The organism is Micromonospora antibiotica, assembly GCF_017599305.1.
Classification (GTDB): domain Bacteria; phylum Actinomycetota; class Actinomycetes; order Mycobacteriales; family Micromonosporaceae; genus Micromonospora; species Micromonospora antibiotica.
The window spans coordinates 46,194-68,781 of sequence record NZ_JAGFWR010000011.1 but is presented as its reverse complement, the minus strand read 5'-3'; the positions used below and the strand labels follow the sequence as shown (position 1 = coordinate 68,781).

The window sequence follows — 22,588 nt, the reverse complement described above, 5'->3', positions numbered from 1 at the left end:
CCCACCCCCGCCCGGTGGATTCGATCCCGCCCGCCGACGGTCCGGCCTCACCCGTCCGGTCGGGTGTCGACCCGGTGGGTGGCGGTCCGGGGGGCCCGGAACCGGGCGGCGGTGAGCAGGCCGAGCAGCCCCAGAACGGCCCAGGTCAGTAGCCCTGCCAGGGGCCAGCGGGCCGACCGCCAGTCGAAGTAGACGGCCGACTTGAGCAGGTCGGTGGCGAGGCCGGGGACGTTCCAGCGGTGCATCCCGCGTAGCGCGGCGGGTAGGAACTCCGGGGCGTAGATGCCGCCCGAGCCGGGGTTGCCGAGCACCACCAGCAGCAGGATCACCAGCCCGGTGCCGAGCAGTCCCAGCCAGCCCTGCACGGCGGCGGCGACCATCGCGGCGGTGAAGACGGTGAGCATGCCGACCGCCGCGACCGTGACCAGGTCGTGGTCCCAGACATCGAGGACCGGGCCGACCAGCACCGCGCCGATGGTCCCGAGCAGCACCGCTTGCACGGCCAGGGAACCGATCCGCAGTCCGGCCCGGCGCAGCCCGCGTGGGGCGGTGCCGAGCGAGACGCCGAGCGCGGTCGAGGCGAGGTAGCCGCCGAGCACCAGCCCGACGGTCAGGTAGAACGGCACCAGACCGCGCGGGTCGTCGGGGGAGACCGGCACCTGGTCGGTGACGGTGAGCGGCAGTCGGGCCTGCTGGGCGGCCGGGATGAGGACCCCGGTGACGAGTTCGGTGGCGGCCGGGGCGGAGGCGCTGGCGGTGGTGAGGGTGAGCGTGCCGTCGGGGGCCGAGGTGAGCACGGCGTACACCTGGCGGGCGGTGAGGGCGTCGTCGGCCGCGCCCGGGTCGGCGTACCCGATGGGCTCGATGGTGTCGGTGCGGGCCCGCACGGCGGTCAGCAGCGCCTCGGCGCGTTGGTCGCCGGTCACCACCCCGACCGGCACGTCCCGGGGGTGCGGCTGGTGCAGCGCGCCGACGTAGGCCGCGATGAACGCGCTGGCCAGCACCAGCGTGCCGAACAGCAGCGCCGCCGTGCGGGGCAGCCAGGCCCGGGTCCGGGGCTCCTCGTCCACCGACCCAGCCTATGGCCCGTAATGCCCTGCCTGTGGGGTTTCGTCGGGCGAAAACCGCTGGTGACGGGCGGTAGGTTCCGACCGTGAGCCGTCCCGCGTACCCCGCCAAACCGAAACCCGGCGACCGGGTCGCCGTGGTCTCCCCCTCCGCCGGCCTGCCGGGTCTGTTCCCGCACGTGTACGAGCTGGGCCTGCGCCGGCTGCGCGAGGAGTTCGGCCTGGTGCCGGTGGAGTACCCGACCACCAGGCAGACCCGGGCCGACCCCCGGGACCGGGCGCGGGACCTGACCGCCGCCTTCGCCGACCCGACGGTCACCGCCGTGCTCGCCACCGTCGGCGGTGACGACCTGATCACCGTCACCCCGCACCTCGACGACGCGGTGCTGCGGGCCAACCCGAAGCCCTACTTCGGCTACTCGGACAACACCAACGTCCTCAACCACCTCTACCGGCTGGGCATGGTGGCCTACCACGGCGGCTCGGTGCTGGTGCACCTCGGCCGGCCCGGCGCACCGCACCCGCTGACCTTCGAGTCGCTGCGCGCCGCCCTGTTCACCTCCGACTGGTACGAGCTGACCCCCGCGCCACAGTGGGGCGACGAACCGGGCGACTGGCGGGACCCGGCCACGCTCACGGTCGAACCACCGATGCTGCCCGGCGAGGGCTGGCGCTGGCGGGGACCGTCGACGGTCGTCGAGGGCCGGACCTGGGGCGGTTGCCTGGAGATCCTGCACTGGCTGATGGCGGCCGACCGGGTCCCGTCGGCTGCGGAGTTGGCCGGCTCGGTGCTGGTCGTCGAGACCTCCAACGAGCTGCCCGACGCGCAGGAGGTGTTCCGGATCCTGCGGAACATGGGGGAGCGGGGACTGCTCGCCGCCTTCCCGGCGATCGTCGTCGGCCGGCCCAAGGCGTGGGACTTCGCACGACCGCTGCCGGTGGCGCAACGGCTGGCGTGGGCCGCCGCCCAACGGGGTGCCATCGTCCGGGCGCTGAGCGCGTACCGCCCGGACGCGGTGGTGGTCTTCGACGTCGACCTGGGCCACACCGACCCGCAGTTGATCATCCCGTACGGCGGGGAGATCCGGGTCGACGCGGTCGAACGACGCATCGCCGTGCGCTACTGAACGGGACGCGGCCGGGCGTGGAGGTGCCGCACCGGGGTACGGCACCTCCACCGGGTGCCGGACGGCATCCCCGGTCAGCCCGACTGGGGGGTACGCGGGCCTCCCCGAACAGGTCCGCGTCTCCCTCGGCCGTCGCAACGTCGACCGACCGGGCTGGCTGTTCCATCCTCGGTCGGCACGGGGGTCGAAATCTTGAAGATTCGTGCGCGGTTCGGTTCGACCGGCGGCCCCGCCGCGCCCCGCGCCCCCGACTCGCGCCCAGCGTCCAGCGCCCCGAGGCTCGGGTGCCGGGCAGCGGGTCGGTCAGTCGGCGGGTGCGAGCAGTCGACGCAGGCGGGCGGGCGGATGGCCGACCCGCTCCCGGACCACCCGGCTCAGGTGCGCCTGGTCGGCGAAGCCGTACTCGGCGGCGATCGTCACCAGCCGCGGCGGATCGGAGCGGCCCAACAGGTCCAGCACCGCCCGGACCCGCAGCTCGTTGCGGTAGGCGGTGAGGCTGCGCCCGGTGACCCGCTGGAACACCCGGCTCAGGTGGTGCGGTGAGCAGCCGACCAGGCGGGCGACCTCGGTGAGCCCCAGGGTGAAACCCGACGCGGCGAGCACCTGGCGGGCCTGGTCGGCGAGGCGTCGATGGGCGGCCAGGGTGGCCGGTCGCCGCCCCACCGCACGGTCCAGGTCCGCGCCCGGGGCACCCCGGCCCAGCGGGCTGCCACTGAGCAGGGTGGCCAGGAACTGGTGGGTGTGCTCGGTCAGCTCGAAGCCGTCCAGACCCCGCCGGCTGCGGGCCACCAGCATCCGGTGCTCCAGGTCCAACGCGGCGTCGAGCTGACCGTCCCAGCTGCGCCGGGTGAACCAGTCGCGGGCGTCCGGGCGTTCCTCAAGGACCTCGGGGCGGATCTCCAGGCACGAGTAGACGTCGCCGCAGCCGAGCGGATGGGCCACGCTCATCTCGTCGCCGGGTCGGGTCAGCAGCACCGACGTCGCATCGGCGAACGCGACCTCACCGTTGAGCCGGCGCAGGTAACCGCCGGAGCGCCCCAGGTAGACCCGGTAGCCGAGGTTGGGCACCGGACCCACCCAGCCCGGCTCGTCGATCAGGCAGCGCACCTCGTAGAAGGTCATCCCGTCGGGCAGGCCCAGACCCCGCCACCGTCCCTGGGTGGTCTGTTGGCGTGGGTCCGCGCCCCACTGCTGTGGCATTGGTCCTCCCCGTTCCGGCACCGCCGCTGCGGGCTCGATTGTCTCCCTCGCGAGATAGGCTGGCGGCCGTGCACCCCCCGGCCCGGCCGGGCGTGGGGGCATCTTCGCGCGCCCCGGGCCGACCGGCGGCTTTCCTGGAAGTGATCACTGATGCTCACCGGACTCTTCTCCGCCGCCCTGGCCGACCCGGGGCTGGCCCGTGCTCGTGACCTGGCGCGCTCCGGTGCCGCCCAGGTCGACGGGCTGGACCTGACCGCCCCGGCCGCGCTGCGTCCGTTCGCCGTCGCCGCCGTCGCCGCCGACGAGCCGGTCGGCGGGGCCGGCCGGCCGGTGCTCGCGGTGACCGCCACCAGCCGGGAGGCCGACGACCTGGCCGCCGCGCTGGGCAGCCTGCTCCCGGCCGGGCAGGTGGCGGTCTTCCCGTCCTGGGAGACGCTGCCGCACGAGCGGCTCTCGCCCCGTTCCGACACCGTCGGCCGGCGGTTGGCCGTGCTGCGCCGCCTCGCCCACCCCGACACCGCCGACGCGCAGGGGGTGACCGGCCCGCTGCGGGTGGTGGTGGCCCCGGTGCGCTCGCTGCTGCAACCACAGCTCAAGGGCCTCGGCGACCTGGACCCGGTGCAGCTCGCCGCCGGGGAGGAGGCCGACCTGGAGCAGGTCGCCCGCCGGCTCACCGACCTGGCGTACGCCCGGGTCGACCTGGTCACCAAACGCGGCGAGTTCGCCGTGCGCGGCGGCATCCTGGACGTCTTCCCACCCACCGACGAGCACCCGTCCCGGGTGGAGTTCTGGGGTGACGAGGTGGAGGAGATCCGCACCTTCGCCGTCGCCGACCAGCGCACCATCGAAGGCGTACCGCAGCTGTGGGCCCCGCCGTGCCGGGAACTGCTGCTGACCCCGGCGGTGCGCCGGCGGGCCGCCGCGCTCGCCGGGGAGCACCCGGAACTGGCCGAGATCCTCGACAAGCTGGCCGAGGGCATCCCCGTCGAGGGGATGGAGTCGCTGGTGCCGGCGCTGCTCGGCAGCGAGAGCCTGGAGCTGCTGGTCGACACCATGCCGGCCGGCACCCACGTGCTGCTCTGCGACCCGGAGCGGATCCGCACCCGGGCCCACGACCTGGTGCGTACCTCGGAGGAGTTCCTCCAGGCGAGCTGGGCCGCGGCCGCCGTCGGTGGCCAGGCCCCGGTCGACCTCGGCGCCGCCGCCTTCAAGTCCCTGGCCGAGGTACGCGCCACCGCCCGCGCCCTGCGCCAGCCCTGGTGGACCCTCGCCCCGTTCGGGCTGGTCGAGGCGGACGCCGTCACCCCCACCCGGCAGCCCTGGGAGGATGCGCCGGGCGGGGCAGACGTGACCCCCGACGACGCGATCGCGGTGACCCTGGCCGCCCAGCCGGCCCCGCTCTACCACGGTGAGACCGGCCGGGTGGTCGACGACATCAAGCGCTGGACCGGCGAGGGCTGGGCGGTCGCGTTGGTCTTCGAGGGGCACGGTCCCGCCCAGCGGGCCGTCGAGGTGCTCCGCGACGCGGGCCTGGGCGCCCGGCTCACCGAGCAGGTGCCGGCCGCGCCCGCCCCCGGCGAGGTGCTGGTCACCTGCGGCTGCCTGACCGCCGGCTTCGTCGACGAGGCGTCGAGGTTCGTGCTGCTCACCGGCAACGACGTCACCGGTGGCCGGGGCACCTCCACCCGGGACATGCGCAAGATGCCGAGCCGGCGGCGCAACACCATCGACCCGCTGGAGCTGAAGGCCGGCGACTTCGTCGTGCACGAGCAGCACGGCATCGGCCGGTACGTCGAGCTGGTGCAGCGCACCGTCAACGGCGCGTCCCGCGAATACCTGGTCATCGAGTACGCGGCCAGCAAGCGCGGCCAGCCCGGCGACCGGCTCTTCGTCCCCACCGACCAGCTCGACCAGCTCTCCCGCTACGTCGGCGGCGAGCAGCCCACCCTGCACAAGATGGGCGGCTCGGACTGGCAGAAGTCCAAGGCCCGCGCCCGCAAGGCGGTCCGGGAGATCGCCGCCCAGCTGATCCAGCTCTACGCCGCCCGCAAGGCGTCCAAGGGGCACGCGTTCGCCCCGGACTCCCCGTGGCAGCGGGAGCTGGAGGACGCCTTCCCGTGGCAGGAGACGCCCGACCAGTTGGCCGCCATCGAGGAGGTCAAGCGGGACATGGAGCAGACCGTCCCGATGGACCGGCTGATCTGCGGTGACGTCGGGTACGGCAAGACCGAGATCGCCGTCCGGGCGGCGTTCAAGGCGGTGCAGGACGGTAAGCAGGTGGCGGTGCTGGTGCCGACGACGCTGCTGGTGCAGCAGCACTACAACACGTTCGCCGAACGGATGAACCAGTTCCCGGTGACCATCCGGCAGCTGTCCCGCTTCCAGACCGCCAAGGAGAGCGAACGGACGTTGGAGATGGTCGCCGACGGCACCGTCGACATCGTCATCGGCACCCACCGGCTGCTCCAGACGGCCACCCGGTTCAAGTCTCTCGGCATGGTGGTCATCGACGAGGAGCAGCGCTTCGGCGTCGAGCACAAGGAGCACCTCAAGACGCTGCGCGCCTCGGTCGACGTGCTGAGCATGTCGGCCACCCCGATCCCGCGGACGCTGGAGATGGCGATCACCGGCATCCGGGAGATGTCGACCATCGCCACCCCGCCGGAGGAGCGGCACCCGGTGCTGACCTTCGTCGGGTCGTACGACGACCGGCAGGTGGCCGCGTCCATCCACCGCGAGTTGCTCCGCGACGGGCAGGTCTTCTACCTGCACAACCGGGTGGAGTCGATCGACCGGACGGCGCGCAGGCTGCGCGAGCTGGTGCCCGAGGCGCGGGTGGCGGTGGCCCACGGGCAGATGGGCGAGGAGGCGCTGGAGAAGGTGATGGTCGGCTTCTGGGAGAAGGAGTTCGACGTCCTGGTCTGCACCACCATCGTGGAGTCCGGCATCGACATCCCCAACGCCAACACCCTGATCGTGGAGCGGGCCGACCTGCTCGGCCTGGCCCAGCTGCACCAGATCCGGGGCCGGGTGGGCCGGGGCCGGGAGCGGGCGTACGCGTACTTCCTCTATCCGCCGGAGAAGCCGCTCACCGAGCACGCGCACGAGCGGCTGGCCACCATCGCCCAGCACACCGAGCTGGGCGCGGGCATGTACGTGGCGATGAAGGACCTGGAGATCCGGGGCGCCGGCAACCTGCTCGGTGGCGAGCAGTCCGGGCACATCGAGGGCGTCGGGTTCGACCTGTACGTCCGGATGGTCGGCGAGGCGGTGTCGGCGTTCAAGGGGGAGAGCACCGAGTCCGACGAGCTGGCGGCCGACGTCCGCATCGATCTTCCGGTCGACGCGCACCTGCCGCTGGACTATATGGGGGTGGAGCGGCTGCGGCTGGAGATGTACCGCAAGCTCGCCGAGGCGCGTGACGACGAACGTTTGCGCGAGGTGGTCGCCGAGATGACCGACCGGTACGGCGAGCCGCCCGCCCCGGTGCAGAACCTGGTCGCGGTGGCCCGGTTCCGGTTGCTGGCCCGCCGTTACGGCCTCTCCGACGTGAGCGTGCAGGGCAAGCACCTGCGGTTCGGGCCGCTGCCGTTGCCCGATTCCAAGCAGTTGCGGCTCAAGCGCTACCACCCGGACTCGGTCTACAAGCCGGCCACCGACCAGGTCAGCGTGCCCCGGCCGAGCACCCGCCGGGTCGGTGGCGAGCCGCTGCGTGACCAGGCGCTGTTGGAGTGGTGCGCCCAGCTCCTCTCCGACGTCCTCGGCGAGCCGGCCCCGCTGGCCGGGGCGCGGGCATGAGCGGCCGGTCGGGTCCGGTGACCCGGGGTGGCCGGGGCCGGGGGCGCGAAGGCTGCGGGCGGGGGCCGCAGCGCGTGGTGGGCGGCGTCACCGTAGCCGGGCAGGCATGAGAGAGTGACCGTCATGCGTGCACGCCGTCTCATCGCCGCCGCCAGCGTCGCGGCACTGGGTGTCCTCTCCCTCACCGCCTGCGGCAAGGCATCTCCGGATGTGGCCGCATACATCGGCGACAGTCGCTACTCGGTCGCCCGGGTGGACGCGATCTACACCGACGCGCAGACGAGGTACGCCGAGGCGGTGCGGCAGGGCGCAGCCCAGTCCGGCCAGACCCCGGCCCCGGAGCAGCTGCGGGCCGGGGTGACCCGGCAGGACGTGGTGAACCTGCTGGTCAGCATCGACCTGGGCAAGCGGGTCGCGGCCGAGAAGGGCCTCCAGGTCCCCGACCAGATCACCCCGGACCAGCTGGCCCAGCAGTTGCAGATGCCGCCGCAGGCGGAGTTCGCGAAGCTCTGGGGTGAGTGGGCGGACCTGTTCTCCGTGCTCAGCCAGCAGTTGCCGCCGGCCGACCTGAGCGACGAGTCGGTGATGGCGGTCTACCACGCGATCGAGAAGACCGGCGGCATCGACAAGGGGCTGCCGGTGGCGCAGGTGCGGCAGCTCTTCGGCGATGGCGGTTTCGTCCGCAGCGCCGCCGCGTTGAGCACCGCGCTGGGGGAGCAGGCCGACAAGCTCGACGTCGAGGTCAACCCCCGGTACCGGCCGCTCGGTGTCCCGGCCTGGGTCAACAAGGGTCAGGAGCTGGTCTTCTACGCGCTGCCGTACATCGACGCCAGCGGCCCGGTGACCGACGTGTCGACCCCCGAGCCGGTCGGCAGCCCGACCCCGGCGCAGGGGCCGGTGGCCTCCTGAGCACGTCCCACCGGATCGTCCTGCTGGTCACCTCGCCCCGGTTGCCGGCCGGTCTGCTGACCGCCGCCGCCTGGGACGTGCTGCGCTCCGCGCCGGTGCTGACCGGCGCACAGAGCGCCCAGGTCGCGGCGGTACGCGCGGCGGGCGTCGAGGTCACCGTCGTTTCCGGCGGAGCCACCGACGCGTTGCTCGACGCTGCGGCGGCGGGCGGTACGGCGGTCTGGCTGGCCGGCCCGGCCGGCGACGAGTCCCTGGCCCGGGAGTTGGGTCTGCGGTTGGCCCGGCAACCGGGGCTGGCCGAGCTGGAGCTGATGTACGGCTCGTGGGACCCGCCGGGGGCCCGGCTGCTCGATGCGGTCGAGGTGATGGACCGGCTCGCCTCCCCGGGGGGCGACCCGTGGAAGCGGGCGCAGACCCACCGTAGCCTCGCCGGTTTCCTGATCGAGGAGTGCTACGAAGCGTACGACGCGATCAGCGACGGTGACACCGACGCGCTCCGTGAGGAGTTGGGCGACGTGCTGCTCCAGGTGCTGCTGCACGCGCGCCTGGCGGAGGACCTGCCCGAGGGTGAGCGGTGGAACGTCGACGACGTGGCCGGCACCCTGGTCGACAAGATGGTCCGCCGGAACCCGCACGTCTTCGCCGGTGCCGAGGCGGGTTCGCTGGCCGAGATCGAGGCGAACTGGGAACGGATCAAGCGGGCCGAGAAGGCCCGTGCGTCGGTGCTCGACGGCATCGCGTTGAGCCAGCCGGCGCTGGCTCTGGCGGCCAAGGTGCTGGACCGGGCCGGTCGGGCCGCCCTGACCGCCCCGCTGCCGTCCCCCGACGCCCAGCCCGATCCGGAGTCCCGCCTGGGTGCCACCCTGCTGGCCCTGGTCGCCGAGGCCCGCCACGCCGGCCTGGACCCCGAGGCGGCTCTCCGCCGCACCACCCTGGCTCACACCCAAACCCTCCGCACCACCGAACCCCCCACCTCGTCGAGTTGATCAAGAGGTTTGCGTCAGCCCTGCGCGATCCGGTGACGCGAACCTCTTGATCACGAGCGCGGGGCGGGTGTGCGGTGCCGCGAACCTCTTGATCGACGAGGCCGGGGCGGGGCGGTGGGGAGTGGGTAGGGTCGGGGGATGGGTTCATTCGTGCCGTTGGCGGAGCGGATCGTCGAGGCCGTGCTGGAGAGCCGGCCGGGGGTCGCCACGTCGAGCGGGGACCACCGCTACGACGACCGGTTGCCGGATCTCTCCGCCGGGGCGGTCGCGGCCGACCAGGCGATGCTGGGGGAGGCCGCCGACGCGCTCGCCGAGGTCGACAGGGACTCGCTCGACGTCGAGGAACAGGTCGACCACGCGCTGCTCAGCGCCCTGGTCGACCGGGAACTGTTCGAGTTGAGCGAGATCCGGGCCTTCGAGTGGGACCCGTTGGTGCACAACCCCGGTCCGCTGCTGCACGCCCTGCTCGCCCGCCCGTACGCCCCGGTGGAGGAGCGGCTGGCCCACCTGGCCGGGCGGCTGACGGCCGTACCCGACGCGTTGGCGACCGCGCGGACGACGTTGCGGGACATGCCCCGGGTGCACGCCGAGACGGCGGTCGGGCAGTTCGTCGGCACCGCCGCGCTGATCCGCGACGAGGTGCCGCTGCTGCTCGCCCAGGCCCCCGCGCTGGCCGGCACGGTCGGGCCGGCCGCGACGGCGGCGATCGCCGCGCTCGACGAGTTCGTCGGCTGGCTGCGTGCCGGGCTGGCCGCCGAGACCGGGCCGGGACGCGACCCCCGGCTGGGCCGCCGCCGCTGGGAGGCCCGCCTCTGGCACACTCTCGACACCGAGCTGGGCGCCGCCGAGGTGCAGCGCCGGGCCTGGGCCAACCTGGACCGGGTCACCGCCGAGATCCGCGCGGCGGCCGTCGAGCTGGTCGGTGGCCCGGCCGACGACGAGACGGTACGCCGGGCGCTGGACCTGCTGGCCGCCGAGCACCCCGACGACCACTCCATCGTGGACCTCGCCTCGGTCACCCTCGACGAGGCCGTCGACTTCGTCCGGGCGCACGACCTGGTCGGCCTGGTCGACGACCCGTGCGTGATCCAGGAGATGCCGGAGTTCGCCCGGGGTGTCGCGGTGGCCTACTGCGACTCGCCCGGCCCGCTGGAACCGGCCGACCTGCCCACCTTCTACTGCATCGCGCCCACCCCGGCGGACTGGCCGGCGCACCGGGTCGACTCGTTCTACCGCGAGTACAACGACCACATGATCCGCAACCTGACCGTGCACGAGGCGATGCCGGGGCACTTTCTCCAGCTCGCCCACGCCCGCCGGTACGCCGGCCCCACCCGGGTCCGGGCGCTGACCGAGTCGGGGGTGTTCATCGAGGGCTGGGCGGTCTACACCGAGGAGCTGATGGCCGGCCTCGGCTTCGGCGGCCTGCCGGTCCGCCTCCAGCAGCTCAAGATGCAGCTGCGGATGACCATCAACGCGCTGCTCGACCAGTTGGTCCACTGCGACCAGATGACCGAGGCGGACGCGTTGGCGCTGATGACCGAACGCGGCTTCCAGGAGGAGGGCGAGGCGGCCGGCAAGTGGCGGCGGGCGCTGCTCACCTCGACGCAGCTCTCCACCTACTTCGTCGGCTACAGCGAACTGGCCGACGTCGCCGCCGCCCGGCCGGCCGGGGTGTCGGTGCGGGACTGGCACGACGCGATGCTCGCCCACGACTGCCCGCCCCCGCGCCACCTGCGTACCCTGCTCGGCATCTGACCGCCGCGCCACCCCGGCCGGGCGCCCACCGGTCCGGGCCGGCGCGGGGGCCGGCTCAGCCGCGGGCGGCGACGGCGTCGATCAGCCAGCGGGAGATCGAGTACGCGGGCGGCAGTTCCGCCGGCAGCGCGTCCACCGGGAACCACCGGGCCCGTACCAGCTCCCGCCCGTCCACCACCGGTTCGGCTCCGGCATCGGCGGCGGTGGCGGTGAACCCGGCGAGCAGCACCCCCGGCCCGGAGATCGCCCAGGGTTGGCTGCCGAAGTAGTCGATCGTGTCGAGGTCGAGTGAGACCTCCTCGGCGACCTCCCGCCGGACCGCCGTCTCCAGCGACTCGCCGGCCTCCACGAAGCCGGCGACCAGCGCCCACAGCTCGGTCGGCCCGGACGCGTGCCGGACCAGCAGCAGCTCGGTGGGGCCACCGGCCGGGCCGGGGCGGGTGATCGCGGTGAGCACCGCCGGGGAGAGCCGCAGCGGCACGTACAGGCCGCAGTCGGGGCAGCGGCGGGCCGTCTCGCCCGGCACGTCGATCAGCGCCGCCCGGCAGGCCCCGCACCAGCGGTGGGTACGCCGCCAGGTGACCACGGCCACCGCCCGTCCGGCGAGCGTGGCGACCGGCTCGGGCAGCTCGGCGGCGAGCGCCCGCCAACTGCGCCACCGCCCGACCGGCCGTCGACCCCCGGCCCTGCTCCCCACGGTCTCCCCGTTCCCCGGCTCCCCGTCCCCGGTCGGGTTGTCCCGGGTGGCCGGCCGGCCCGGGTCGGCCGTCTCCAGCGCCCAGGCCGGCACGCCGTCGAGCGTGCCCAGCGGCACCCATCCGGTCCCGGCCGGCAGCTCGCCGACCCGGGGCAGGCCACCGTCGGGGGTGGTGAACAGCCGGGTACCGGCCACCAGCAGACCCAGATCGCCCGACGCGGGCGCGGGCCCGGCAGCGTGGCCGGCCGCGCCGTCAGCCGGGGGCGTGGGACCGGCAGGGCGGTCGGCCGGGGGCGTGGAGGTCGCCGGGTGGTCGGCCGGGGGCCTGGGGCCGGCGGGGCGGTCGGTGGCGGTCGTGGAGGTCGCCGGGTCGTCGGCCGGGGGCGTGGGGTGGCCGGGCGGTGGGACGGTCACGACGACGCCGGCCGGCGGTCCGTCACCCCGGCACCGGCCGGCAGGTCGAACGCCGTCGGCGTCACCGAGTCGGTGAAGCGTTCCAGGGCCAGCTCGACCGGCTGGCCGTCGAGCAGACCGGTGAAGCTGCCGAGCACCCCCTCGGTGGTGACGCAGGCGTCGAAGTCCCCGGCGGAACGCCGGACGGCGACGCAGGTGGCGTGGTGGCCGACGAGCGTGGTGTCGCTCTGCTTGACCTGGGCCTGCGGGTCCAGGGCGGCCTCGGTGAGCAACCGGATGACGGCGGGCGGGGTGACCAGCCCGGCCTTGCGGGCCTCGGCGAACAGCGGCACGGCGGCCTTGCCGGACATCAGCACCGGCGGCTCCACCGTGCAGGCGGTCCGCCCGGCGGTGGTCGCGCACCGGGTGATGGCCTGCTCGGAGACGGTGATCTTGCCGGCGGCCCAGGTGTACGCCGAGCGGGCCGGTTCCTTCTCCTGGGCGATGGTGGTGGTCCGGCCGCCGGGAAGCCGGTATTCGGCGGTCCAGGTCTGGACCAGGGACTCGTCCAGCCGGGTGGCGAGATCGTTGATCAGATCGGACCGGCCGAGGGTGCGTCCGGTGTCGTCGAGGGTCTGACAGCCGGTGACGGTGAGCGACGCGATGACCGACACGGCGAGCACGCGGAGGGTGGTCGAGACGGCGGGCATGGCGACCAGCGTGGTCGATCGTGTCCACCCGGCGCAAACCGGTTGCCGGTTGAGGGGTGAGAATCCGGGAATGTCCGTTAGGGCGGGCTGATTAGGGGTGGGCTACGTGTGCCCGGACGCCGTGCGGCCGAGCGTCGCCCGATACGCTGCGTTCAACACAACTGCCCCAGCCGCACCGTCGCGGCCCATACCGGATTCGCACAACGAACGAGGAGCGACTCAGTGGCAACCATCGAGGGAATCGTCGCCCGGGAGATTCTCGACTCACGGGGCAACCCGACGGTCGAGGTCGAGGTAGGGCTGGACGACGGCACGATCGCTCGCGCCGCCGTACCCTCCGGCGCCTCCACCGGCGCCTTCGAAGCGGTCGAGCTGCGCGACGGTGACAAGGACCGCTACCTGGGCAAGGGCGTCGAGAACGCGGTCGCCAACATCGAGGACAAGATCGTCGACCAGCTGATCGGCTACGAGGCCAGCGAGCAGCGGCTGATCGACCAGAAGATGCTCGACCTCGACGGCTCCGACAACAAGGGCACGCTGGGCGCGAACGCCATCCTCGGGGTCTCCCTGGCGGTGGCCAAGGCGGCTGCCGGCAGCGCCGAGCTGAGCCTGTTCCGTTACCTGGGTGGCCCGAACGCCCACCTGCTGCCGGTGCCGATGATGAACATCCTCAACGGTGGCGCGCACGCCGACTCCAACGTCGACGTCCAGGAGTTCATGATCGCGCCGATCGGGGCCCCCAGCTTCCGGGAGGCGCTGCGCTCCGGTGCCGAGGTCTACCACGCGCTGAAGTCGGTGCTCAAGAAGAAGGACCTCTCCACCGGTCTGGGTGACGAGGGTGGTTTCGCCCCCAACCTGCCCAGCAACGCCGCCGCGCTCGACCTGATCGCCGAGGCGGTCGAGAAGGCCGGTTACCGGCTGGGCACCGACATCGTCTTCGCCCTCGACGTGGCCGCGACCGAGTTCTTCGACAACGGCACCTACACCTTCGAGAGCGCCGCCAAGAGCGCCGAGGAGATGAGCAACTACTACACCAAGCTCATCGGCGACTACCCGATCGTCTCCATCGAGGACCCGCTGGCCGAGGACGACTGGACCGGTTGGGCCACCCTGACCGCCGCCGTCGGCGACCGGATCCAGATCGTCGGCGACGACCTGTTCGTCACCAACCCGCAGCGCATCGCCCGGGGCATCGCCGAGAAGTCCGCCAACGCGGTCCTCGTCAAGGTCAACCAGATCGGTTCGCTGACCGAGACCCTGGACGCGGTGGACCTGGCCCACCGGGCCGGCTTCAAGTGCATGATGAGCCACCGCTCCGGCGAGACCGAGGACACCACCATCGCCGACCTGGCCGTCGCCACCGGCTGCGGCCAGATCAAGACCGGTGCCCCGGCCCGGTCCGACCGGGTCGCCAAGTACAACCAGCTCCTGCGGATCGAGGAGGAGCTGGCCGACGCGGCGCGGTACGCCGGCGCCGGCGCGTTCCCGCGTTACCGTTCGGCCTGACCCAGGCGAACCTCGGGGGAGGGGTGTGACGATGCAGCAGCGCCGCACACCGGGTGGCCAACGCCCGGCCCGCCGGCCGACCGGTCGGCCGGGCGGGACCCGGGGCGCCCGGACGCCGCTGCGCGACGGCGGGGTCCGCGCCGAGCCGCGGGCTGCCGCGGCCCGGTCGCGGACCGCCGACGGGGTACGGTCGGCGAACCGTCCGGCGGCGGCCCGTCGGACGGCGGCCGGCGGCACCATCCGGCGACTCACCGCACCCCACCCCCGACGGTTCACCGGCCGGGCCACCGTCCTGTTCGCGGTGCTGCTCGCGCTCGCCCTGGCGTACACCTATCCGGTCCGGGTCTATCTCGACCAGCAGGTCGACATCGAGCGGATGGAGGCCAGCCAGGCCGCCCAGCGTACGGAGATCGCCGAGCTGTCGGCCCAGGCGGCGAAGTGGCAGGACCCCGAATACATCAAGATCAAAGCGCGGGAACGGTTCTTCATGGTGGCCCCCGGTGAGACGCCGGTGATCGTGCTCAACGACGCGGACGGCGCGGCCCGGGACGCCAACGGCGGCCGGCCGCCGACCCCACCCAAGACCCCCGACCCCTGGTACGACACCCTGTGGTCGAGCGTCCAGGCGGCGAACGGCGACGCCCCGGACCAGTGAGCAGCACCCGCGTACCGAACGAGAGATGGGCACCGTGACTGTCGTACCACCGCAGGAGCCGGCGGCGGACTCCGTACCCCCGCCGGAGCACCAGCCGGCCACCGAGGCCGACCTGGCCGCGGTGGCCGCGCAGCTCGGACGCCCGCCCCGCGGCACCCGAGCGGTGGCCCACCGCTGCCCGTGCGGCCTGCCCGACGTGGTGGAGACCACCCCCCGGCTCGCCGACGGCACCCCCTTCCCGACGCTGTTCTACCTGACCTGCCCCCGGGCGACGGCGGCGTGCAGCCGGCTGGAGTCGGCCGGGCTGATGAAGGAGATGGCCGAGCGGCTCGCCGGGGACCCGGAGCTGGCCGACCGGTACCGGGCCGCGCACGAGGACTACCTGGCCCGCCGGGCCGCGATCGGCGAGGTGCCGGAGATCGCCGGCATCTCCGCCGGTGGGATGCCCGGCCGGGTGAAGTGCCTGCACGTGCACCTGGGCCACGCGCTCGGTGCCGGCCCCGGGGTGAACCCGTTCGGCGACGAGACGCTCGCCCTGGTGGAGAAGTGGTGGACGGCCGGGCCGTGCGTGGACCTGCCGGCGGCGCAGTGACCGACGGGATCGTGGTACGCCGGGCCCGCACCGGCGACGTACGCGGCATCCGCCGGCTGGTCGACACCTACACCGACGACCGGCGGCTGCTCAGCAAGGCCACCGTCACCCTCTACGAGGACGTGCAGGAGTTCCGGGTCGCGGTGGCCGACGACGGGCGGGTGGTCGGCTGCGGGGCGCTGCACGTGATGTGGGAGGACCTCGCCGAGATCCGTACCGTGGCCGTCGACCCGGCCTGCCGGGGCCGGCGGCTCGGCCACCGGATCGTCACCGAGCTGATCGACGCCGCCCGGGAGTTGGGCATCGCCCGGATCTTCGTGCTCACCTTCGAGACGGCGTTCTTCGGCGCGTTCGGGTTCACCGAGATCGACGGCGCCCCGGTGCCGCAGCCCGTCTACGAGCAGTTGCTGCGCTCCTACGACGAGGGCGTCGCCGAGTTCCTCGACCTGGAACGGGTCAAGCCGAACACCCTGGGCAACACCCGGATGCTGCTGCGCCTCTAGCCCGGACGGGGGCCGAGCCCGGCGCTGCTGCGCCTCTGGCCCGGACGGGGGCCGAGCCCGGCGCTGCTGCGCCTCTGGCCCGGACGGGGGCCGAGCCCGGCGCTGCGGCCCGAAGGTGTGGCCCCGGCCGGTCTTGACCCGGCCCGCCACCCTGGGGCGGTGACGATCGTGCGCCGGTTGGGCGCGGTGCTCGCCGCCCTGGTGACCCTGTTCGCCCTGGTCGGCATCGCCCGGCTGATCGCCCCGGCGACCGGCGGCGTCGACCGTCAGCCGCCCGGGGTGGACCGGCAACTTGACTACCTGCGGGTCGAACTGGACGACGGTGCCGGCGAGGACGCCCAGGCGATGTTCCCGGAGGGCTGGTTCTTCGCCCACGCGCTGTACGGGCTGGCCCGGGTGGAGACCGGCCTGCGGCAACCGCCGCAGGGGCGTGACGAGGCGCTGCGGGAGGCCCGGTGGGCGCTGGCCCGGCTGGAGTCACCGGCCGGCACGGCCCCGTTCAGCCGCGACCTGACCCCGGCGTACGGCGTCTTCCACGCCGGCTGGACGAACTGGCTGCGCGGCGGGGTGCTCGCCCTGCAACCGGAGTCGGGGCGGGACCCGGCCGAGGTGCGCCGGTTCGCCGAGGCGTCGGCGACCCTGGCCGCCGCGTTCGACGCCTCTCCCACGCCGTACCTCGCCGCCTATCCGGGGCAGGCGTGGCCGGTCGACTCGACGGTGGCGGTGGCCTCGCTGCGGCTGCACGACGCTCTGCTACCGCCGCGTTTCGCGCCGACCACCGGCCGCTGGCTGGACGGGGTACGCCAGCGCCTCGACCCGCATACCGGCCTGCTGCCACACCGGGTCGACCCGGGCACCGGAGCACCGGCCGAGGTGGCCCGGGGCACCTCGCAGAGCGTCATCCAGCGGTTCCTACCGGAGATCGACCCGACCTTCGCCCGCGAGCAGTACCTGCGCTTCCGCACCGACTTCGTGGTGTCGCCGCTGAGGCTCGGCCCGGCGGTGCGGGAGTACCCGCGCGGCCTGGACGGCCCGGGGGACGTCGACTCGGGACCGCTGCCGCTCGGGGTGAGCTTCTCCGCCACCGTGGTGACCCTCGGTGCGGCCCAGGTGCAGGGCGACGACGCGTTGGCCGGGGCGTTGGCCAACTACGGCGAACTGGTCGGCTTTCCCCTGGACACCCCGCACACCCGCCGGTACGCCTTCGGCCTGCTCCCGATCGGTGACGCCTTCCTGGCCTGGTCGAAGACCGCCCGCCCGTGGGTCTCCGCGCCCACCGACCCGCCACCGGCGACGGTGGACCCGTGGTGGCGCGCGCCGCTGGTGGCGCTGCTGGTGCTGCTCGCCGTGCTGCCCTGGGCGCCGTGGCTGCTGCTGCGACGACTGTCCCGGCGTCGGTGACCGCCGCCGGCCCGGTTGGCGCTGCCGGGTGCGGTTGGCGCTGCCGGGCACCCTGTCGGTGCTGCCGGGCATCCGGTCGGCGTCGCGGGTCGCCCGGTGCTGCCGTGCGTCCTGTCGGTGCTGCCGTGCGTCGGGGCGGTGCAGTCGGGTGCCCGGTCGGTGCGGTCGGGCGTCGGGTCGGCGCTGCCGTGCGCGGGCGACTGCTGCCGTAGGGTTGCTGCCGTGACGACGCGTGTGGCCGCCATCGACTGCGGGACCAACTCCATCCGCCTGCTGGTCGCCGACCTGCCCGACCCGTCGGCCGGGCCGCAGGCCCCACTGGTCGACCTGGCCCGCCGGATGGAGATCGTCCGGCTCGGTCAGGGCGTCGACCGGACCGGCCGGCTGGCCCCGGAGGCGATCGAGCGGACCCGGGTGGCGCTGGCCGGGTACGCCGCCGAGATCGACAAGCTGGGCGTCGACCGGGTGCGGATGTGCGCCACGTCGGCGTCCCGGGATGCCAGCAACGCGGCCGACTTCCGGGCCATGGTGGAGCAGACCCTCGGGGTCGCGCCCGAGGTGGTCACCGGCGACGAGGAGGCCCGGCTGTCGTTCACCGGCGCGGTCCGGGGGCTGCCCGCCGACGCGGAGCCGCCGTACCTGGTGGTCGACATCGGCGGCGGTTCGACCGAGTTCGTGGTGGGCACCCGCGACTCCGGGGTGCAGGCGGCGATCTCGGTGGACATCGGCTGCGTCCGGATGACCGAACGGCACCTGCACGGCGACCCGCCGACCGTCTCCGAGGTCGCCGCCGCGCAGGCCGACATCGCCGCCGCCGTCGACCGGGCGCTCGTCGCCGTCCCCGGCCGGCAGGCCGCCACACTGGTCGGGCTCGCCGGTTCGGTCACCACCGTCGTCGCCATCGCCCAGGACCTCCAGGAGTACGACCCCGAGCGCATCCACCACGCCCGGGTGCCGTACGAGCGGGTGGCCGGGGTGACCGCCGACCTGCTGGGCCGGACCGCCGCGCAGCGGTTGGCGATCCCGGTGATGCACCCGGGCCGGGCGGACGTGATCGGTGCGGGTGCCCTGGTGCTCAAGGTGATCATGGAGCGGGCCGGGATGTCCTCGGTGGTCGCCTCCGAACACGACATCCTCGACGGCATCGCCTGGAGCCAGCACCCCACCCCCAGCTGACCCCCACGCTCCCCCTCCCGCTCCCTCCCCCCTCTCCCCACCGCTCGACATCGAGCCCGGTGATCAAGAGCTTTGCGTCAAATTTCCCGGCGGGAACGACCCAAACTTCTTGATCACCGGGCCGGTGGTGTGGTGATCAAGAGGTTTGCGTCGGAAATCCGGGTGGGGATGACGCGAATCTTTTGATCACCGGGGCCAGGGCGGGGCCGGGGGCTGGGGTGGGTCGAGGGCTGGGGCTGGGGTGGGGGTGGGGGTGGGGCGGGGGTGGGTGGCGGGGGGAGATGGGAGCGGGGGGTGGGGTATGGCGTTGTTGACGGTAGTGCGCAGTGCGCAGTAGTGTGTGATGCGTGGACACCACACAACTACTCAAGGGTGTGCTCGACCTGGCGGTGCTCGCCGTGTTGCGGGATTCCGACGGGTACGGCTACGACATCCTGCGGCGGCTGCGCGAGGCCGGGCTGGAGGAGGTCGGCGACGCGTCGGTCTACGGGACCCTGCGCCGGCTCTTCGCCGCCGGCCTGCTCACCACCTACGTCGTGCCGAGCGAGGCCGGCCCGCACCGCAAGTACTACGCGCTCAACGCCGCCGGCCGTGACCAGCTCACCCGCTCCGGCAAGACCTGGCGCGCGTTCGCCACGACGATGGACCAGCTGCTCGACGATCGGGGGATGGCGGCATGACCGTCACTGGGCAGGAGATCACGGACTACGTCGAGCGGGTGCGGGCGGCCCTGGCCGACCTGCCACCGCAGGCCCGCGACGAGCTGACCGAGGATCTGCCGGAACACCTCACCGAGGTCGCCGCCGAAGCCGACGGCTCCCTGGTCGACCGGCTGGGCACCCCCGAGGCGTACGCGGCGGAGTTGCGCGCCGCAGCCGGGGCGGGTGATCCGGCGGCCGGTCGACGGGCCCTGGAACGACGGATCGCCGCCGTGGTGGGGAGCGCCCGGGCCAGGGTCGGGCGGGTCGACGCCCGGCTCGGCCCCCTGGTCGGCCACGCCACGGCGGGCGAGTTCCTGCGGCTGCTCCGCCCGGCCTGGTGGTTGGTCCGCGCCTACCTGGCCGCGATGCTGGTCACCGCGCTCAGCACCGACGGGCCGCTCGGCCTGCTGCCCCGGCTCGACGGCAACGAGTTCGTCGGCCTGCTGATGTTCGCCGGCCTGCTCGTCGGCTCCATCTGGTTGGGCCGGCGCACCCCCGAGCTGCGCATCTGGCGGCGCTGGGCGGTGCATGCCGGTGCCGTGGTGCTGGCGCTGTTCGCGGTCGGCGCGGTGGCGAACGTGGACGACCAGGCCCGCTCCGGCTACGGCTACGGCTACGAGACGACCTCCGTGCAGAACCCGTACGACCAGGTGCAGGACGTCTACGTCTACGACAGCGAAGGGCGGTTGGTGGAGAACGCCCGGCTCTTCGACCAGAACGGCACCCCGATCCGGTTGGGCTGGCCGGCCTGCGACGATCTGGCCCTGCCCGACGTCAACCCGGTGCAGCGCGGCTACCCGTACTGCCCGCAGCAGGCGCCGTTCCGGCCGCATCCGCCGGCCGTCGCCCCGCTCCCGCCCGGGTCCGGCGTGAGCCCCGGCGGGTCGCCGTCGCCGACCGCACCGGGTGTCGCGCCGTCGGCCACCGCGCCGGGTGTGGCGCCGTCGGCCACCGCGCCGGGCAACCCCGTACCCACCGGATCGGTGCCGGTCGCGTCGCCCTCGGTGTCCGGGCCTGCGGGGGTGCCCCTGCCCACCGCCACCGGCTGACCTGCCGTTGCTGGGAAATGGCTGAACGGACGAGGGGAACGGGGCAGCACGCGCTGATCTTCGTCGCTACGTTGTCGTCTGCTCATTCGCCCCTCGGAAGGAAACTCAGTGTCAGAGCAGGTCGCATCGTCCCCCGCGCCGCAGGCAGAGCAGGTGGGCCAGCCCGAGTCGGTCACCCCGGCCCCCGCCGCGCAGCCGGAGGAGCCGAAGGGTGGCGGGGCGAAGAAGGTGCTCGGCATCGTCGGCGCGATCGTCGCCTTCCTGGTGATCGCGGCGCTGAAGTTCGGCGTCGCCAGCGCCATCGGCAACTTCCTCAACCCCGACGAGACGGCCGAGGCGAAGGCCGGTGACTGCATCGCCGAGCTGCCGGAGGTGACCGGCACGCAGGAGAAGTCGGTCAGCGACGCCAAGGTGGTCAAGTGCACCTCGACCGACGCCGTCTACAACGTGGTCGGCCGGGTCGAGGAGCAGACCGAGGCGCAGGCCAAGACCGGTAAGGCGTGCGAGCAGTACATCAAGGAGGGTGAGGACGGCTACGTCTTCTACAACATCGCCCCGGGCGGCAAGGGCTACCTGCTCTGCCTCACCAAGAAGGCGTGACCGACAGGGCCTGACCGGTCCGTACGACGATCAGCCGACGGCGGCGCGGGATTCCCGCGCCGCCGTCGGCGTGTTGCACGCCACCGTTCGATGAACGCGAGGTATATGCCACTGTTCTGGCATCTTCCCGGCACGCGTACGGCGTGGCAGGCTACCGACACGTAGGAACGCCCTGCGACCAGCCGACGATGACTGACCGACAGGAGGACGGGCCGATGGGCGAGATGGTGAGTTACCGCCGCAACGCAGGGACCGGCGAGGGGTATCTCGCGGTACCGGCCAGTGCGACGGCCAGCCCGGCGGTCATCGTCATCCAGGACTGGTGGGGTCTCGTGCCGCACATCCGTTCGGTGGTGGACCGGTTCGCCGAGGCCGGCTTCGTGGCGTTGGCCCCCGACTTCCGGCACGGCCAGCCGGCCAGCAAGCCCAGTGAGCCCCGGCAGATGCTCAACAGCACCCAGATGGACGAGGCGGCGGCCGACATCGCCGGGGCGGCGGAATACCTGGCCGGTCGGGCAGAGGTGACCGGCAAGGTGGGGTGCGCCGGGTTCTGCGCCGGTGCCAGCCTGGCGCTGTGGGCGGCCACCCGCGCCGAGCGGATCGTCGCCACCGCCGCCTTCTACCCCCGGCTGCCGTGGGACGGGATGCCCACCGAGTGGACCGACTACGCGGGTAAGGCGGCGGTCGTGCACTGCTCGGAGGCCGACGGCCTGTCCGCCGCCGACGGCGTGCAGACGGTACGCCGGGCCGTGGAGAACGCCGGCGGCACCTGCCAGACCTACGACTACCCGGGCACCGCGCACGCGTTCTTCAACGAGGACCGGCCGGAGAACTTCGACCAGCGGGCCGCCGCCACCGCCTGGGCCCGCACCCTCGAACTCTTCCGGGCCAAGCTTGGCTGAGCGCCGGTCAGCCGACGGGCGCAGGCGTTGACGGTGCCCCGGCCGACCGTGTCCCGTACCCCCGCCGAGGTGGTCGCCCGCGCCGCGCGGGCGACCGACCTGGCCGACCTCGACGCGGCGGTCAGCGACTGTTTCGCCTGCCCGCGCCTGGTCGACTGGCGGGAGGAGGTCGCCCGGACGAAACGGGCCGCGTTCCGCGACCAGGACTACTGGGGTCGCCCGGTGCCCGGCTTCGGCGCCCCCGACAACCGCACCGCGCGTGGCGGCGCGGGCCCGCCCGCCACCCCACCCGGCCCGGTCTCCGAACCCCGGATCGGGATCCTCGGCCTGGCCCCGGCGGCCCACGGCGGCAACCGGACCGGGCGGGTCTTCACCGGCGACCGCTCCGGCGACGTGCTCTTCGCCGCCCTGCACCGGGCGGGGCTGGCCAACCAGCCCACCAGCGTCGCCGCCGACGACGGCCTCGCCCTCACCGGCGTGCGGATCTTCGCCGCCGTGCGCTGCGCCCCGCCGGACAACAAGCCCACCCCGGCCGAGCGGGACACCTGCGCCCCCTGGGTGCACCGGGAGGTGGCCCTGATCCGGCCCACCCTGCGGGTGGTCGTCGCCCTGGGCGCGTTCGCCTGGGCGGCGTGGTGGCCGGTGCTACGCCAGGTGTACGGCGTCCGACCGCCCAGCCCGCGACCGGTCTTCGGCCATGGGGCACACTGGTCCGGGTCGGCCGCTCCCGATCTGCTCGGTTGCTACCACGTCAGCCAGCAGAACACCTTCACCGGGCGGTTGACCATACAGATGCTGGACGACGTGTTCGCCCGGGCGAAACAGCTCGCGGGGGTGGACTGAGCAGCGTGGGGCGGT

Annotated in this window: 20 protein-coding genes; 16 read left to right on the top strand and 4 right to left on the bottom strand. The window is 73.7% G+C overall.

The window, feature by feature from the left end; all coding sequences use genetic code 11:
• Positions 1 to 47 precede the first annotated feature (47 nt).
• Complete coding sequence (locus tag JQN83_RS19425; protein WP_208568554.1) at positions 48 to 1,070, bottom strand: hypothetical protein; 1,023 nt, start codon at positions 1,068 to 1,070, stop codon at positions 48 to 50.
• 83 nt (positions 1,071 to 1,153) lie between these two features.
• Here JQN83_RS19425 and JQN83_RS19420 point away from each other — a divergent pair, with 83 nt between their 5' ends.
• Positions 1,154 to 2,194: a S66 family peptidase gene (locus JQN83_RS19420; RefSeq protein ID WP_208568553.1), complete on the top strand. Its 1,041-nt coding sequence runs from the start codon at positions 1,154 to 1,156 to the stop codon at positions 2,192 to 2,194.
• 303 nt (positions 2,195 to 2,497) lie between these two features.
• Here JQN83_RS19420 and JQN83_RS19415 read toward each other — a convergent pair whose 3' ends face one another.
• On the bottom strand, positions 2,498 to 3,394 hold the full coding sequence (locus JQN83_RS19415) for a helix-turn-helix domain-containing protein (RefSeq protein WP_208568552.1): 897 nt from the start codon (positions 3,392 to 3,394) through the stop codon (positions 2,498 to 2,500).
• 150 nt (positions 3,395 to 3,544) lie between these two features.
• Here JQN83_RS19415 and mfd point away from each other — a divergent pair, with 150 nt between their 5' ends.
• From mfd to JQN83_RS19395, 4 genes are all read left to right on the top strand, one after another.
• Entirely contained in the window at positions 3,545 to 7,192 is a 3,648-nt protein-coding gene (mfd, locus tag JQN83_RS19410) for a transcription-repair coupling factor (protein ID WP_208568551.1), read from the top strand.
• Positions 7,193 to 7,315: 123 nt separating this feature from the next.
• Positions 7,316 to 8,101 (top strand): SurA N-terminal domain-containing protein, encoded by a 786-nt coding sequence (locus JQN83_RS19405; RefSeq protein ID WP_208568550.1) that lies wholly within the window; start codon positions 7,316 to 7,318, stop codon positions 8,099 to 8,101.
• Complete coding sequence (locus JQN83_RS19400) at positions 8,098 to 9,087, top strand: nucleoside triphosphate pyrophosphohydrolase (RefSeq protein ID WP_208568664.1); 990 nt, start codon at positions 8,098 to 8,100, stop codon at positions 9,085 to 9,087. The genes JQN83_RS19405 and JQN83_RS19400 overlap by 4 nt, the downstream gene beginning before the upstream one ends.
• Positions 9,088 to 9,225: 138 nt before the next feature.
• Positions 9,226 to 10,845 (top strand): DUF885 domain-containing protein, encoded by a 1,620-nt coding sequence (locus JQN83_RS19395; protein WP_208568549.1) that lies wholly within the window; start codon positions 9,226 to 9,228, stop codon positions 10,843 to 10,845.
• A gap of 55 nt (positions 10,846 to 10,900) precedes the next feature.
• Here the strand turns inward: JQN83_RS19395 and JQN83_RS19390 are convergent, their stop codons facing one another.
• Positions 10,901 to 11,737 (bottom strand): NAD(+) diphosphatase, encoded by an 837-nt coding sequence (locus JQN83_RS19390; protein WP_307799445.1) that lies wholly within the window; start codon positions 11,735 to 11,737, stop codon positions 10,901 to 10,903.
• Between the two features lie 215 nt (positions 11,738 to 11,952).
• The gene (locus JQN83_RS19385; RefSeq protein WP_208568548.1) at positions 11,953 to 12,645 is read right to left on the bottom strand and encodes a hypothetical protein; all 693 of its coding nucleotides are present in this window, start codon (positions 12,643 to 12,645) and stop codon (positions 11,953 to 11,955) included.
• A gap of 222 nt (positions 12,646 to 12,867) precedes the next feature.
• Here JQN83_RS19385 and eno point away from each other — a divergent pair, with 222 nt between their 5' ends.
• The 11 genes from eno to JQN83_RS19330 all read left to right on the top strand — a co-directional run bounded on the left by eno (position 12,868) and on the right by JQN83_RS19330 (position 22,573).
• Positions 12,868 to 14,151 (top strand): phosphopyruvate hydratase, encoded by a 1,284-nt coding sequence (eno, locus tag JQN83_RS19380; RefSeq protein ID WP_208568547.1) that lies wholly within the window; start codon positions 12,868 to 12,870, stop codon positions 14,149 to 14,151.
• A 31-nt stretch (positions 14,152 to 14,182) separates the two neighbouring features.
• A complete protein-coding gene (locus JQN83_RS19375; protein WP_208568546.1) occupies positions 14,183 to 14,806 on the top strand; it encodes an FtsB family cell division protein in 624 nt (207 codons plus the stop codon).
• A 34-nt stretch (positions 14,807 to 14,840) separates the two neighbouring features.
• Positions 14,841 to 15,398 carry a DUF501 domain-containing protein gene (locus tag JQN83_RS19370; protein ID WP_208568662.1) on the top strand — a complete coding sequence of 186 codons (558 nt, stop codon included), beginning with the start codon at positions 14,841 to 14,843 and terminating at the stop codon, positions 15,396 to 15,398.
• Positions 15,395 to 15,901, top strand: a complete 507-nt coding sequence (locus JQN83_RS19365; protein WP_208568545.1) for an amino-acid N-acetyltransferase — start codon at positions 15,395 to 15,397, stop codon at positions 15,899 to 15,901. The genes JQN83_RS19370 and JQN83_RS19365 overlap by 4 nt, the downstream gene beginning before the upstream one ends.
• Before the next feature lie 159 nt (positions 15,902 to 16,060).
• Complete coding sequence (locus JQN83_RS19360; RefSeq protein ID WP_208568544.1) at positions 16,061 to 17,302, top strand: hypothetical protein; 1,242 nt, start codon at positions 16,061 to 16,063, stop codon at positions 17,300 to 17,302.
• A 234-nt stretch (positions 17,303 to 17,536) separates the two neighbouring features.
• Positions 17,537 to 18,478 carry a Ppx/GppA phosphatase family protein gene (locus JQN83_RS19355; protein WP_208568661.1) on the top strand — a complete coding sequence of 314 codons (942 nt, stop codon included), beginning with the start codon at positions 17,537 to 17,539 and terminating at the stop codon, positions 18,476 to 18,478.
• Positions 18,479 to 18,825: 347 nt separating this feature from the next.
• Positions 18,826 to 19,158, top strand: a complete 333-nt coding sequence (locus JQN83_RS19350) for a PadR family transcriptional regulator (RefSeq protein WP_088642881.1) — start codon at positions 18,826 to 18,828, stop codon at positions 19,156 to 19,158.
• Positions 19,155 to 20,228 carry an HAAS signaling domain-containing protein gene (locus JQN83_RS19345; protein ID WP_208568543.1) on the top strand — a complete coding sequence of 358 codons (1,074 nt, stop codon included), beginning with the start codon at positions 19,155 to 19,157 and terminating at the stop codon, positions 20,226 to 20,228. Before JQN83_RS19350 ends, JQN83_RS19345 begins: the two co-directional genes overlap by 4 nt.
• 108 nt (positions 20,229 to 20,336) lie before the next feature.
• Entirely contained in the window at positions 20,337 to 20,828 is a 492-nt protein-coding gene (locus tag JQN83_RS19340; protein ID WP_244252778.1) for an LppU/SCO3897 family protein, read from the top strand.
• Between the two features lie 215 nt (positions 20,829 to 21,043).
• A complete protein-coding gene (locus JQN83_RS19335) occupies positions 21,044 to 21,730 on the top strand; it encodes a dienelactone hydrolase family protein (RefSeq protein WP_208568659.1) in 687 nt (228 codons plus the stop codon).
• A 27-nt stretch (positions 21,731 to 21,757) separates the two neighbouring features.
• The gene (locus JQN83_RS19330; RefSeq protein WP_372444072.1) at positions 21,758 to 22,573 is read left to right on the top strand and encodes a uracil-DNA glycosylase; all 816 of its coding nucleotides are present in this window, start codon (positions 21,758 to 21,760) and stop codon (positions 22,571 to 22,573) included.
• The last annotated feature ends 15 nt before the right edge of the window (positions 22,574 to 22,588 follow it).